Origin of the sequence: Xanthobacter sp. 126 (assembly GCF_000526175.1) — a bacterium.
GTDB lineage: Bacteria > Pseudomonadota > Alphaproteobacteria > Rhizobiales > Xanthobacteraceae > Xanthobacter > Xanthobacter aminoxidans.
On the sequence record NZ_JAFO01000001.1, the window covers coordinates 2,219,556 to 2,233,054 of the forward strand.

The window sequence follows — 13,499 nt, forward strand, 5'->3', positions numbered from 1 at the left end:
GCCATGTATCAGGCGATTGTCTTCCTCCCCCTTCTCGGCTTCCTCATCGCCGGCCTGTTCGGCAAGAAGATCGGTGACCGCGCCAGCGAGGTGGTGACCACCTCCTTCCTGTTCGTCGCGTGCCTGCTCTCCTGGATCGCGTTCTTCTCGGTCGGCTTCGGCGACCACGACACGCGCGTGCAGGTGATGAAGTGGATCTATGTGGGCGACCTCAAGGTCGACTGGGCGTTCCGCATCGACACCATGACGGTGATCATGCTGATCGTCGTCACCACCGTGTCCTCGCTCGTCCATCTCTACTCCATCGGCTACATGCACGAGGATCCGAGCCGGCCGCGCTTCTTCGCCTATCTCTCGCTGTTCACCTTCGCCATGCTCATGCTGGTGACGGCGGACAATTTGCTCCAGCTCTTCTTCGGCTGGGAGGGTGTGGGCCTCGCCTCCTATCTGCTCATCGGCTTCTGGTACGAGAAGCCTTCGGCGAACGCGGCGGCCATGAAGGCCTTCGTGGTGAACCGCGTGGGTGACTTCGGCTTCATGCTGGGCATCTTCGCCCTGTTCGTGATGACCAACTCGGTGAGCTTCGAGCAGGTGTTCGCGGCCGCTCCCGGCCTTGCCGGCAAGACCATTCCCTTCCTCGGCCACCACTGGGATGCGCCGACCGTGATCGCCCTGCTGCTGTTCGTCGGCGCGTGCGGCAAGTCGGCCCAGTTCCTGCTGCACACCTGGCTGCCGGACGCGATGGAAGGCCCGACCCCGGTCTCTGCCCTCATCCACGCCGCCACCATGGTGACCGCCGGCGTGTTCATGGTGGCGCGCATGTCGCCCATCTTCGAGCTGTCGCAGACCGCGCTCAACGTGGTGATGCTGGTGGGCGCGACCACCGCCTTCTTCGCCGCCACCGTCGGTCTGGTGCAGAACGACATCAAGAAGGTGATCGCCTATTCCACCTGTTCCCAGCTCGGCTACATGTTCGTGGCCATGGGCGCGGGCGCCTATTCCATCGGCATGTTCCACCTGCTCACGCACGCCTTCTTCAAGGCGCTGCTGTTCCTCGGTGCCGGCTCTGTCATCCACGCCATGCACCACGAGCAGGACATGCGGCACATGGGCGGCCTTCGGAAGAAGATCCCCTACACTTACTGGGTGATGGTGATCGGCACGCTGGCCATCACCGGCTTCCCCTTCCTCGCCGGCTATTACTCCAAGGACGCCATCATTGAGGCGGCCTATGCGAGCCACAACTACTTCCACGTCTACGGCTACTGGATGACCGTGATCGCCGCGGCGCTCACCGCCTTCTATTCCTGGCGCCTCATCTTCCTCACCTTCTGGGGTCACCCGCACGACCATCATCATTATGAGGCCGCGCACGAGAGCCCGCTGGTGATGACCATCCCGCTTGGCGTGCTGTCCCTCGGCGCGATCTTCGCGGGCTGGGCCTTCCACGGCATCTTCGTGGGCGAGGGTGTGCACGACTTCTTCCGCCATTCCATCTTCATGGGCGCGGAGAACCACATTCTCCACGCCATGCATGACATCCCCGGCTGGGCGGCCTTCGCCCCCACGGTGATGATGGTGGTGGGATCGCTGATCGCCATCTGGTTCTATCTCGTGAACCCGAAGATCCCGCCGGCGCTCGCGAAGTCGCAGGATGCGCTGTACCAGTTCCTCCTGAACAAGTGGTACTTCGACGAGATCTACAACTTCCTCTTTGTGCGCCCGGCCCTCTGGCTCGGCCGCACCCTGTGGAAGCGCGGTGACGGCACCATCATCGATGGGCTGGGACCGGACGGTGTCTCCGCCCGCGTGCTCGACATCACCCGCGGGGTGGTGCGGCTGCAGACCGGCTACCTCTACCACTACGCCTTCGTGATGCTGATCGGCGTCGCGGCCCTCATCACCTGGTTCATGTTCGCCGGAGTGTGACGATGACCGACTGGCCCATCCTCTCCGTCGTCACCTTCCTGCCGCTGGTCGGGGCGCTCTTCATCCTCGTGGTGCGGGGCGACGACGACGTCTCCGCGCGCAACGCCCGCTGGGTGGCGCTGTGGACCACGCTCGTCACCTTCCTGGTGTCGCTGCTGCTGCTGCCGGGTTTCGACTCGGCGGCGCCCGGCTTCCAGTTCGTGGAAAAGAAGGCGTGGCTCGGCGATCTCGCCTCCTACCACATGGGCGTGGACGGCATCTCGCTGCCCTTCGTCATCCTGACCACCTTCCTCATGCCCTTCTGCATCCTCGCCTCCTGGGAGAGCGTGCATAAGCGGGTGAAGGAATACATGATCGCCTTCCTGGTGCTCGAGACCATGATGCTCGGCACCTTCACGGCCCTTGACCTCGTCCTCTTCTACTTCTTCTTCGAGGGCGGCCTCATCCCGATGTTCCTCATCATCGGCGTGTGGGGCGGGCCGCGCCGCATCTACGCGGCCTTCAAGTTCTTCCTCTACACGCTGGCCGGCTCCGTGCTGATGATGCTCGCCATCATGGCCATGTACTGGAAGGCCGGCACCACCGACGTGCCCACTTTGATGCAGTTCGGCTTCCCGTCGGGCATGCAGTACTGGCTCTGGCTCGCCTTCTTCGCCTCCTTCGCGGTGAAGATGCCCATGTGGCCGGTGCACACCTGGCTGCCCGACGCCCACGTGGAGGCGCCCACCGCCGGCTCCGTCATCCTGGCCGGCGTGCTCCTGAAGATGGGCGGCTACGGCTTCCTGCGCTTCTCGCTGCCCATGTTCCCGGAGGCGAGCCACTATTTCGCGCCTCTGGTGTTCACCCTCTCGGTGGTGGCCATCATCTACACCTCGCTCGTCGCGCTGGTGCAGGAGGACATCAAGAAGCTCATCGCCTATTCGTCCATCGCCCACATGGGCTTCGTGACCATGGGCATCTTCGCGATGAACGAGGCGGGCCTGCAGGGGGCCATGTTCCTCATGATCTCCCACGGCTTCGTCTCGGCCGCGCTGTTCCTGTGTGTCGGCGTGATCTACGACCGGCTGCACACCCGCGAGATCGCCGCCTATGGCGGCCTCGTGAAGCGCATGCCGCTCTACGCCACGGTGCTGATGGTGTTCACCATGGCGAATGTGGGCCTGCCGGGCACGTCGGGCTTCATCGGCGAGTTCCTCACCATGCTCGCCGCCTTCGAGCGGAACACCTGGGTTGCCTTCTTCGCGGCCACCGGCGTCATCCTCTCCGCGGCCTACGCCCTGTGGCTCTACTGGCGCGTGGTGTTCGGCCCGCTGGAGAAGGAGAAGCTGAAGTCCATGATGGATCTCTCGCCCCGCGAGATCGCCATCATGGTCCCGCTGGTGATCCTCACCATCCTGTTCGGCGTGTGGCCCGCGCCCATCCTCAACATGACATCCCATGCGGTGAACGCGGTCGTCGCGCGCACCGATTCCGTGGCGGGCGCGGTAAAGACCGCCCTGCTGCTGAGCTTCTGATTTTCGAGGACGCCTCATGTCGCAGCTCCTGCCTCCCCTCGGCGCGGTCCTGCCGGAACTGGTGCTCGCCGTCTCGGCCATCGCGCTGATCCTCATCGGCGCGTTCCGCGGGGAGGGCTCGGCCAATCTGGTCACGGGCCTTGCCATCGCGGTGCTCGCCGCAGCGGGCGTGCTGGTGCTGCTTCAGCCGGGCGCCGAAATCTCCGCCTTCAACGGCTCGCTGGTGATCGACCCCTTCGGCCGCTTCATGAAGGTGCTGGTCTCCATCGGCGCGCTGGTCTCCCTCATCATGTCCGTGGACTGGCAGGCGCGGGAGAAGCCGGCGAAGTTCGAATATGCGGTGCTGGTGGTGATCGCCACGCTCGGCATGTTCATGCTGGTGTCGGCCGGCGACCTCATCGCCCTCTATCTCGGCCTCGAGCTGATGAGCCTCTCGCTCTATGTGGTGGCCGCCATCAACCGCGACTCGGTGCGCTCCACCGAGGCGGGCCTGAAGTATTTCGTGCTCGGCGCGCTCTCCTCGGGCATGCTGCTCTACGGCGCCTCGCTGATCTACGGCTTCACCGGCTCGGTGAATTTCCTGCAGATCGCGTCGATCGCGAAGGAGCCGAGCATCGGCCTCATCTTCGGCCTCGTCTTCCTGGTGGCGGGCCTGTGCTTCAAGGTGTCGGCGGTGCCGTTCCACATGTGGACGCCGGACGTCTATGAAGGCGCGCCCACCCCGGTCACCGCCTTCTTCGCCTCCGCCCCGAAGGTCGCCGGCATGGCCATCTTCGTGCGCGTGCTGATCGAGGCGTTCCCCCACGTCTCGCATCAGTGGCAGCAGATCGTCGCCTTCGTGTCGCTCGCCTCCATGGTGCTCGGCGCCTTCGCCGCCATCGGCCAGCGCAACATCAAGCGACTGCTGGCCTACTCCTCCATCGGCCACATGGGCTTCGCCCTCGTCGGCCTCGCCGCTGGCACCGCCGAGGGCGTGCGCGGCGTGCTGTTGTACATGGCCATCTACCTGATGATGACGCTCGGCACCTTCGCCTGCGTGCTCACCATGCGCCGCAAGGGCCAGGCGGTGGAGACGGTGGATGATCTCGCCGGCCTTGCCCGCCGCAACCCGCTGATGGCGCTGATGCTGGGCGCGCTCATGTTCTCGCTGGCCGGCATCCCGCCGCTCGCGGGCTTCCTCGCCAAGTATTACGTCTTCGTCGCCGCCATCCAGGCGGGCCTCTATGGCCTCTCCGTGGTGGGCGTGCTCGCCTCGGTGGTGGGTGCCTTCTACTACCTGCGCGTCGTCAAGATCATGTATTTTGACGAGCCGGTGGACGCCTTCGATCCCATGCCGACCGAGCTGAAGGCGGTGCTGGCGGTGAGCGGGCTTTTCACCATCTTCTATTTCGTCTATCCCGCTCCTCTTATCGAGGCAGCGAGTGTCGCCGCCCGTTCGCTTTTCTGAACGATGGCTCATTACGAATTCCAGGGTTCCACGGTTCCCATCGTCCGCTTCACCCAGATCGGCTCCACCAACGCCGAGGGGATGGCACGCCTGCAGCGGGGCGAGACCTTCCCGGTGTGGCTGGTCGCCGACATCCAGACGGCCGGGCGGGGACGCCGTGGCCGTCCGTGGACGTCTGAGCTCGGCAATCTCTTCGCTACCCTCGTGCTGCCCAATCCGGCGCCGGTGGCGAACCTTGCACAGCTCTGCTTCGTCGCCGGCCTTGCGCTGCGTGACGCGGTGATCTCCGCCGCGCCGCAGATCGCGACGGACAACATGAAGCTCAAGTGGCCGAACGATCTCCTGATCGACGGCGGCAAGATCGCCGGCATCCTGGTGGAGGGCGGCACCGATCCGCACGGACGCCCGGCGGCGGTCATCGGCTTCGGCGTCAACTGCCTGCACCATCCCGAGGACCTGCCCTACAAAGCGACCAGCCTCGAGGCGCTGGGCGCGCCCACCGCGCCCGACCGGATGCTGGAAGCGCTCGACCTTGCCATGGCGGTTCGTCTCAACCAGTGGAACGCCGGCGCCGGCTTTCCCGCCATTCGCTCGGACTGGATGCGCCACGCCCTGGGCATGGGCGATCAGGTGAGCGTCAAGATCGGCGAGCGCGAGGTGGTGGGCCGCTTCGAGAATATCGACACCCGCGGCGCCATGATGCTGCGGCGTCGCGACGGCGTGGCCGAGATCATCACCGCGGGCGATGTCTCCCTCGGCAAGCCGGACTGACTTGCCCGCGCACGTGCGTATCGTCGCGCGCGTGTGCTGAAGGCTTGCATTGCGGCGGCGCGCCTCCATCATGCGGCCGCCCGCCTTTTCATGAGCCCCGCGCCGTGGGGCTGTTTGTGTTTGGCGCGCCACGCGCTGTCGGTGCGTCCCGGGGCAGACGCGCTCCGGGGCAGCCGGGATTGCGGGCGCCGCGTTTGGAAGTGACCCTTTGATGGCACCCTCGGAAGAACTGGTCTTCGCGCCCCTCGGCGGCGTGGGCGAGATCGGAATGAACCTCGGCCTCTACGGCTTCGGCCCGAAGAAGGCGCGGGAATGGCTCATTGTCGACCTCGGCATGAGCTTCGCCGGGGATGAGGCGCCCGGCGTCGACCTCGTGCTGCCCGACATCCGCTTCCTGGAATCCGAGCGCAAGAAGATCGCCGGCCTCGTGCTGACCCATGGTCATGAGGACCATATCGGCGCGGTGCTGGACCTCTGGCCGCGCCTCAAGTGCCCCATCTACACCACCCGCTTCACCGCCGGCCTGCTGGAAGCAAAACGGGCAGGGGAGCCCGGCGCTCCCTCCGAACTGCCCATCGAGGTGGTGCGCGCGCGCCAGCCGGTGCAGATCGGGCCGTTCAGCGTCGAATTCGTGCCGGTGTCGCACTCCATTCCCGACAGCCACGCCCTCGCCATCCGCACCAAGGCGGGGCTGGTGGTGCACACGGGCGATTGGAAGCTCGACCCGACGCCTCTGGTCGGCGAAGCCACCGACATCGCGCGGCTGAAGGCGCTGGGCGATGAGGGCGTGCGCGCCATCATCTGCGATTCCACCAACGCCATCCGCGACGGCATCTCTCCGTCCGAGGCCGACGTGGGAGCCTCGCTGAAGGCCATCGTCGCCAAGGCGAAGCACCGCATCGCCTTCACCACCTTCTCCTCCAACGTGGCCCGCATCCGCGGCATCGCCGAGGCGGCCTATGCCAATGGCCGCGAGGTGGTGCTGGTCGGCCGGGCGCTCGAGCGCGTCATCGGCGTCGCCCGCGAGCAGGGGCTTCTGGACGGCATTCCCGCCTTCCGCGGTGCGGACGCCTATGGATATCTGCCCCGCGAGCGGGTGGTGGCCATCCTCACCGGCAGCCAGGGCGAGCCGCGCGCCGCGCTGCGCCGCATCGCCGATGACGACCATCCCGAGATCGCCCTCTCGCCGGGCGATCAGGTGGTGTTCTCCTCGCGCACCATTCCCGGAAACGAGAAGGTGGTGAACCACATCGTCAACGCGCTCATCAAGCGCGGGGTGGAGGTCATCACCGATCGCACCGCCCTCGTCCACGTCTCCGGCCATCCCCGGCGCGGCGAGCTGGAGGAGATGTACCGCATGATCCGCCCGCAGGTGGCGATCCCGGTGCATGGCGAGGCGCTGCACCTGCACGAGCACGCTCTGCTCGCCCGCCGCCTCGGCGTGCCGGAGGTGCTGAACTGCTATGACGGCAACGTCATCCGCCTCGCGCCCGGCCCGGCCGAGCGGGTGGACGACGTGCCCTTCGGCCGCCTCTACAAGGACGGCCGCCTGCTGCTGGCCGAAGGCGCGCGCGCCATTCCTGAGCGGCGCAAGCTGAGCTTCGTGGGCGCCATCTCCATCGCCGTCGCGGTGAACAAGCAGGGCGGCCTTGCCGGCGATCCCTCCGTCGAGATCACCGGCGTGCCGGAGCGCGGGGAAGGGGGCGTGGACATGCTCGACCACGTGCTCGACACGGTGGTTGCCACACTCGACAATCTGCCCAAGGCCCGCCGCCGCGACCCGGAAGCGCTGGCGGAGAGCCTGGAGCGGGCCGTGCGCTCGGCGGTCAATGCGGTGTGGGGCAAGAAGCCGGTCTGCCACGTCCACGTGCTGGAGGTGTGAGTTCTCTCCACCTTCTCTCCTGCGGAGGTCGTGTTTCTCGGCCCGCCCCGTTGCGCTATGGATCGGTGACGAACCGGAGGGAAACATGATCGGACGGCTCAACCACGTGGCCATTGCGGTGCGCGACATCGCGGCCGCCTCGGCGCTCTATCGCGACACGCTCGGCGCGGAGGTCTCCGCCGCCGTGCCTCAGGTGGAGCACGGCGTGACCACGGTGTTCGTGAACCTGCCCAACACCAAGATCGAGTTCCTGGAGCCGCTCGGGGTGGATTCGCCCATCGCCAAGTTCCTGGAGCGCAATCCGGACGGCGGCATCCACCATCTGTGCTACGAGGTGGACGACATCATCGTCGCCCGCGACCAGCTCAAGGCCAAGGGCGCGCGCGTGCTCGGCTCCGGTGAGCCGAAGATCGGCGCCCACGGCAAGCCGGTGCTGTTCCTTCACCCGAAGGACTTCAACGGCACGCTGGTGGAGCTGGAGCAGGCCTGAGGCAAAGGCCCGCGAGCTTGTCTCACGGGCCGTGCCCAGCCCGCGCGGCGCCTGAGCGAGCCCATTTGGCGCCGGTCGAAGACCGGTGCTGATGGCAGGAAATTCCATTCGCGGCGCCGGGACCCCGGCGCCGCCAGTCAAGGAAGACGCCGTGTCGATCGGTGCCGTCGTCGCCATCTATTTCATCGTGTGGTGGACCAGCCTGTTCGCCGTGCTGCCATGGGGCGTGCGCTCCCAGGCCGAGAGCGCGGACGTCACGCCGGGCACCGATCCCGGCGCGCCGGTGCGGCCGTTGATGCTCTACAAGGTGATCGCCACCAGCCTCATCGCGCTCGTGGTCACCGCCGGCATCGTCTACGTCATGACCAGCGGCATCATCGCACTGGAAGACATTCCGTTGCCCTTCAAGACCGCGGAATAGGCCCACCTTCCGGCATCAGTGCAGGGACGTGCTGCTGATCGGGCCCGCGCCGCGCGGCGCGCCCGGGGCCGGCCCCGGCGCCAGAGGGCCGCTGAGCGCAAGGCGCAGCAGGCGGTCGCCCGTGACCGCGCGGCTGAACAGGTGGCCCTGGCCGAAGTCGCAGCCCCGCGCCTTCAGGAAGTCGTGCTGCCGCGGGTCCTCGATCCCCTCCGCCACCACCGAGAAGCCCAGCGCGCGGGCGATGGAGATGATCGCGGTGGCGATCTCCGCGTCGGCGGCGCGGGGCAGGTCGCGCACGAAGCTGCGGTCGATCTTCAGCTTGGAGATGGGGAAGCGCTTGAGATAGGCGAGCGAGGAATAGCCGGTGCCGAAATCGTCCAGGGCGATGCGCACGCCGGTGTCCTTCAGCTGGCGCAGCTTGCGCTCGGCTGCCGCGCGGGCGTCGAACAGCAGGCTCTCGGTGATCTCCACCTCCAGCTTGTGCGCCGGCAGGCCGGTGCGGCGCAGAACGTCGTCCACGAACTCGCACAGGGCGCCGCGCTGGAACTGGCGCGGGGACAGGTTCACCGCGATGAAGTCGAGGTCGGCGCCCTTGTCGAGCCATTCGGCCATCTGCCGGCAGGCGGCCTCCATCACCCAATTGCCCAAAGGCTCGATGAGACCGGTCTCCTCGGCCAGCGGGATGAAGCGGTTGGGGGTCACGAGGCCGTGGGTCGGGCTCTGCCAGCGCACCAGCGCCTCGGTGCCGGTGATGCGGCCGGTGGCGAGGTTCACCACCGGCTGGAAGTTCAGGATGAACTCGTCGCGGGCGAGGGCGCGCCGCAGGTCCGCTTCCATCTCCATCCGCACGCGGGCGCCGCGGGTGAGCGCCTGGGTATAGAAGGCGTAGCCGCCGCGGCCGTGGGACTTCGCCTCCGCCAGCGCTGAATCCGCGTGCTGGAGCAGGCTCGCCGGCGTCTCGGCATCCTCCGGGAACAGGCTGATGCCGACGCTCGCGCCGAGATAGATTTCGCCGCCTCCGGGCATGGAGAAGGGGCGCCCCATCTCCTGGATGACGTGGTTGGCGAGGGTGGCGGCATCCTCCGGCCCGGAGATGCCCTCGAGGATGATGACGAACTCGTCGCCGCCATGGCGCCCGAGCGTGGCGCCGGCTTCCAGTTCGTCCTGAATGCGGCGGGCGGCCATCTGGAGCACGGCGTCGCCGGCCATGTGGCCGAGGCTGTCATTGACGGTCTTGAAGCGGTCGAGGTCCACGAACAGCACCGCGCAGCGCGATCCGGGCCGGCTCAGCGCGAGGTCGAGCAGCGAGGCGAGGAGCGTGCGGTTCGGCAGATCGGTGAGCGGGTCGTAGTGGGCGATACGGTCCAGCTCGAACTCGGAATGCTTGGCCTGGGTGATGTCCTGGAAGGCGCCGACGAAATTCTGGGCCGCGCCGCTGTCGTCATACACCGTGGTGATGTTGAGCTGCTGGAGGAAGATCTCGCCGTTCTTGCGGCGGTTCCAGATCTCGCCCTGCCAGGAGCCGGCGGTGGTCAGCTCGCTCCACAGGCTGCGGTAGAAGTCGCGGTCGTGCCGGCCGGAATGAAGGAGGCGCATGTTCTGGCCGAGGATTTCCTCCTCGCTGTAGCCGGTGATGCGCGAGAAGGCTGGATTGACGGCGGACACCTCGGACTTGAGATTCGTCACCACCAGCCCGTCATAGGAATTGGCGAACACGGCCGCGGCGAGCTTGAGGTGGCGCTCGGTGTGCTTCGATCTGGTGATGTCGGCGAGGAGGCCGACGGCGCGGCTGAGGGCACCGGCGGCGTCGCGGGCGGCGAGGCCGTGCCAGCGGAAGTCGTGATAGCTGCCGTCCGGCCGGCGCAGGCGGATGTCCAGCTCCAGCGTGGGCGCCCCTCCGCTCAGGAAGGCCTTCCACGCCGCCGCCACCTTGCGGCGGTCGTCCGGGTGCAGCAATTCGTGCCACGGCCGCTTGATGTCCACGGCCTCGTCGGCGCCCACGCCGAGCATCTCCCGCGCCCGCTGCGAGAGATAGAGGCTGCCGGTGCGGATGTTGAGATCCCAGACGCCCTGGTCCGAGCCCTTCACCGCGAGGCCGAAGCGCTCCTCGCTCTCGCGCAGGGCTGCCTCGGCGGCGCGACGGGCGGAGATGTCCTGCGCCACCAGCAGGAGGTGGTCTGCCGCGCCATCCGCGTTGCGCACCAGCGAGAAGGTGAAGGCCAGCCAGACGGCCGAGCCGTCCGGGCGCACGAGGCTTTCCTCCGTCTCGATCTCGGCCGACCGGCCGTCGAGGAGCGGGCCGATCACATCGGCGCCGCCGGAGGCGGGGTCCGGCTCCCGCAAGTGCCACATGCGCTCGCCGATCAGCGCGCTCGCCGGCCGGCCGAGCATGCGGCAGGCCTTGCCGTTGGCCCGCAGGATGGTACCGTCGAGGTCGAGGTGGAGGATGCCGGTGGCGGCCTGGTCGAAGGCGGCGCGGAAGCGCGCTTCGGCCTCGCCCACCGCGCGGGCGGCCGAAAGCTCGCGCGCCGCCTCGCGCATCCGCGATTTCTGCAGCAGGCCACGCCCCACCGCCACCGCGAGCAGCAGCAGCACGCAGGCAAGCGCCGCCGAGAAGAAGGCGGAGGTGCGGGCGCCGCCCAGGATCTCGTCGCGGTCCACCTTCAGCACGAGGGAGGACTGGTCCCCGGGGATGGGTGTCCGCACCGCCAGCACGGCACGCCCGGAGGGATCGCTGCCCGCGCCGCTCTGGCCCGGGCGGTCGCTGGCGGCGGCAAAGGGGTAGGGGTCGGCCACGAAGGTGCGCGGCAGCGGCGCGGCCTGGTCGCGCGAGACGGCGGAGGTGACGCGCACGCCGCCGCGCGGGTCGGGTCCCACCAGCAGCGCCTCGGCGCTGCGGGCGGTGCGGAACACGGCCGAGAGCATGGGATGGGCTTCCGGCCGCACCGCCGACTGCAGGAACAGCACGCAGCAGGGGTCATGCTCGGCGTCGCGCACCGGCACGTTGACCAGGAAGGCGAAGCCCCCGGCCCGTGTGGAATCGCGTGGCGGCGGGGCTTCCGCCATCTGGCCGGTGGCCGCCACCTGCCGCACCATCTCCGCCATATCAGGCCGGCCGGGCTCCGCGCCGGAGGCCATGATGAAGGCGCCGTTGTTGGCCCACAGCTCGGCTCCGGTGAAGCCGAAGGCGCGCGCGCTCTCGCCGAGCAGCAGGCGCAGGCGCTCCCGCCGCTCGGAGGAGGGTTCGCCGTGCCAGCCGGCCACGTCGTCGGCGAGGAATCGGCTCGATCCTAGCGCCAGCGCGCCCGTCTCCAGGCGCTGGCGCTCCTGGGCAAGGTTGCGCACCTGCACCTCCGCCAGGGTGCCGAGCAGCTTGCGTGTTTCGGAGAGCGCCGACTGCACGCTCGCCTGATAGACGAGCACCGTCACCACGAGAAGGATGGCGCCGAGGCCCAGCAGCAGGAGCACGGCGCGCATGGCGCCGATGGAGTTCGGCACACCGGGGGCAACACCGACCGTGCCGGTCCTGCGCGGCGCGGGAGCCACGTCGGTGGTGGTCCGGGCCATCGTTGCGGCCGCCGCCCGGCGCCGGGCGACGAGGAGCGTCGCCATGAACGCTGCGGTGCCGATCACGGCTGCGGCGACGAGGGCGATGAGGGTGGTCTTGAGCGTCGGCGCGCCGCCGAAGCCGCCGGTGGCGAGGGAGGGCTGCGCTTCGGCCGCACGGCTCCACAGCGCCGCCACCGCCGTGAGCACGGTCGCCGCGCGGAACCGCCCTTTGGCCGGTTGCGCCCTCATGATGCCTCGTCCTGCTGCCCTCGATCCGGCAGTCAAGCCGCCGCCGCTTCGAGACCTATATCTTGGCCGTTGGTGGGAAAAAGCGAAATCGCGGAATTTCCCTTCGATAAGGTTGTAGAATACCTGCCAAATGCCGGCAAAGCCACTACCCGGCGGCCAGAGCCTTCCGCCGATACCTTATCGCAAGACTCGATCCTGAGACTTGCTCCTGCCGCGATCATCCACCATTTGTAGGGAGCTGGCCCGCCGACCTTGAATCGGCCGGGTCTGGAGGTCTGCCATGAGTGTCGCTGAAACACCCCCCGTGCGCCCCGCCCGGCGCAGCCCGCCGCCGGTCATCCGCATCACCGACATCGCCGCCGAGCGCCTGCGCGAGATTCTCGCCGATGCCGAGCCGGGCACCGCGGTTCGGGTGGGCATCGAGAACGGCGGTTGCGCCGGCATGTCCTACAAGCTCGATTTCACCACCGATGTGGCCCCGCTCGACTCCGTGGTCGAAGACAAGGGCGTGAAGGTCGTGGTGGATTCCAAGGCGGTGCTCTTCCTCATCGGCACCGAGATGGATTTCAAGACGGACAAGGTCTCGTCCCAGTTCGTCTTCAACAATCCCAATCAGACATCCTCCTGCGGCTGCGGCGAATCCGTCGCCATCACGCCGGCGGCTGCCGACGCGTCCTGAGGGGCGCTTCTGCGCCGAACGGGGCAGGGCGGTTCAGCCTCCGTTCAGTTTGGCCGCGGCAAGAGTGGCATATCGCGCGGATGCCGGCTTCGGCCGGCGGTTGCGCGCCGCCATAACTGCCCACAGGTGCCATCTTGACCCCTCGTCCCATCGCCGCCTTCCTGTCGAGCCCCGCATTCGGCATCGTCGCCCGTGCCCTGCTCACCTTCATCTTCTGGGGCGCGGGCCTGGACAAGCTGTTCAACTTCGGTGGGGCGCTGGCGCTGTTCGAGTTCTTCGGCGTGAAACCGGCCCTGTTCTTCGTGCCGCTCGCCATCGTCGTGCTGCTCGGCGGCTCGGCCATGGTCATCGCCAACCGCATGGCCTGGCTCGGCTTCGGGATGCTGGCGGTGTTCACCGCGCTGACCATTCCCATCGCCCATCCCTTCTGGACCATGCAGGGCGAGCAGCGCCTGTTCGAGTTCCACGTGGTGGTGGAGCACATCAGCCTGATCGGTGGCCTGATGATCGGTGCCATCCTGTGCTGGCGCCTGGAGCGCGAAGCGCGACCCCGCGCCTGAGACGGCGC

Annotated in this window: 10 protein-coding genes; 9 read left to right on the plus strand and 1 reads right to left on the minus strand. The window is 67.8% G+C overall.

Features of this window, described 5'->3' with window-relative positions; genetic code table 11:
* Nucleotides 1-3 precede the first annotated feature (3 nt).
* From nuoL to XAN126_RS0110640, 7 genes are all read left to right on the plus strand, one after another.
* Entirely contained in the window at nucleotides 4-1,929 is a 1,926-nt protein-coding gene (gene nuoL, locus XAN126_RS0110610) for an NADH-quinone oxidoreductase subunit L (RefSeq protein ID WP_024278576.1), read from the plus strand.
* A gap of 2 nt (nucleotides 1,930-1,931) precedes the next feature.
* Nucleotides 1,932-3,443, plus strand: coding sequence for an NADH-quinone oxidoreductase subunit M (locus XAN126_RS0110615; protein WP_024278577.1), 1,512 nt, complete (start codon nucleotides 1,932-1,934; stop codon nucleotides 3,441-3,443).
* 16 nt (nucleotides 3,444-3,459) lie between these two features.
* Nucleotides 3,460-4,890 carry an NADH-quinone oxidoreductase subunit NuoN gene (gene nuoN, locus XAN126_RS0110620; protein ID WP_024278578.1) on the plus strand — a complete coding sequence of 477 codons (1,431 nt, stop codon included), beginning with the start codon at nucleotides 3,460-3,462 and terminating at the stop codon, nucleotides 4,888-4,890.
* Nucleotides 4,891-4,893: 3 nt separating this feature from the next.
* Nucleotides 4,894-5,661, plus strand: coding sequence for a biotin--[acetyl-CoA-carboxylase] ligase (locus XAN126_RS0110625; RefSeq protein WP_024278579.1), 768 nt, complete (start codon nucleotides 4,894-4,896; stop codon nucleotides 5,659-5,661).
* A 211-nt stretch (nucleotides 5,662-5,872) separates the two neighbouring features.
* Complete coding sequence (locus XAN126_RS0110630; RefSeq protein ID WP_024278580.1) at nucleotides 5,873-7,543, plus strand: ribonuclease J; 1,671 nt, start codon at nucleotides 5,873-5,875, stop codon at nucleotides 7,541-7,543.
* An 85-nt stretch (nucleotides 7,544-7,628) separates the two neighbouring features.
* The gene (gene mce, locus XAN126_RS0110635) at nucleotides 7,629-8,033 is read left to right on the plus strand and encodes a methylmalonyl-CoA epimerase (RefSeq protein WP_024278581.1); all 405 of its coding nucleotides are present in this window, start codon (nucleotides 7,629-7,631) and stop codon (nucleotides 8,031-8,033) included.
* A gap of 151 nt (nucleotides 8,034-8,184) precedes the next feature.
* Nucleotides 8,185-8,454, plus strand: a complete 270-nt coding sequence (locus tag XAN126_RS0110640) for a DUF1467 family protein (RefSeq protein ID WP_024278582.1) — start codon at nucleotides 8,185-8,187, stop codon at nucleotides 8,452-8,454.
* Between the two features lie 15 nt (nucleotides 8,455-8,469).
* Here the strand turns inward: XAN126_RS0110640 and XAN126_RS27090 are convergent, their stop codons facing one another.
* Entirely contained in the window at nucleotides 8,470-12,252 is a 3,783-nt protein-coding gene (locus tag XAN126_RS27090; RefSeq protein WP_024278583.1) for a bifunctional diguanylate cyclase/phosphodiesterase, read from the minus strand.
* Between the two features lie 280 nt (nucleotides 12,253-12,532).
* On the opposite strand from XAN126_RS27090, the gene XAN126_RS0110650 reads away from it, so the two are divergent.
* Nucleotides 12,533-12,931, plus strand: a complete 399-nt coding sequence (locus XAN126_RS0110650; protein WP_024278584.1) for an iron-sulfur cluster assembly accessory protein — start codon at nucleotides 12,533-12,535, stop codon at nucleotides 12,929-12,931.
* A 134-nt stretch (nucleotides 12,932-13,065) separates the two neighbouring features.
* Nucleotides 13,066-13,491, plus strand: a complete 426-nt coding sequence (locus XAN126_RS0110655) for a DoxX family protein (protein WP_024278585.1) — start codon at nucleotides 13,066-13,068, stop codon at nucleotides 13,489-13,491.
* The last annotated feature ends 8 nt before the right edge of the window (nucleotides 13,492-13,499 follow it).

Bases quoted from the DNA above. Each gene is read 5' to 3' on its own strand.
- nuoL (WP_024278576.1), top strand. From the start codon at position 4: ATGTATCAGGCGATTGTCTTCCTCCCCCTTCTCGGCTTCCTCATCGCC.
- XAN126_RS0110615 (WP_024278577.1), top strand. From the start codon at position 1,932: ATGACCGACTGGCCCATCCTCTCCGTCGTCACCTTCCTGCCGCTGGTC.
- nuoN (WP_024278578.1), top strand. From the start codon at position 3,460: ATGTCGCAGCTCCTGCCTCCCCTCGGCGCGGTCCTGCCGGAACTGGTG.
- XAN126_RS0110625 (WP_024278579.1), top strand. From the start codon at position 4,894: ATGGCTCATTACGAATTCCAGGGTTCCACGGTTCCCATCGTCCGCTTC.
- XAN126_RS0110630 (WP_024278580.1), top strand. From the start codon at position 5,873: ATGGCACCCTCGGAAGAACTGGTCTTCGCGCCCCTCGGCGGCGTGGGC.
- mce (WP_024278581.1), top strand. From the start codon at position 7,629: ATGATCGGACGGCTCAACCACGTGGCCATTGCGGTGCGCGACATCGCG.
- XAN126_RS27090 (WP_024278583.1), bottom strand. From the start codon at position 12,252: ATGAGGGCGCAACCGGCCAAAGGGCGGTTCCGCGCGGCGACCGTGCTC.
- XAN126_RS0110650 (WP_024278584.1), top strand. From the start codon at position 12,533: ATGAGTGTCGCTGAAACACCCCCCGTGCGCCCCGCCCGGCGCAGCCCG.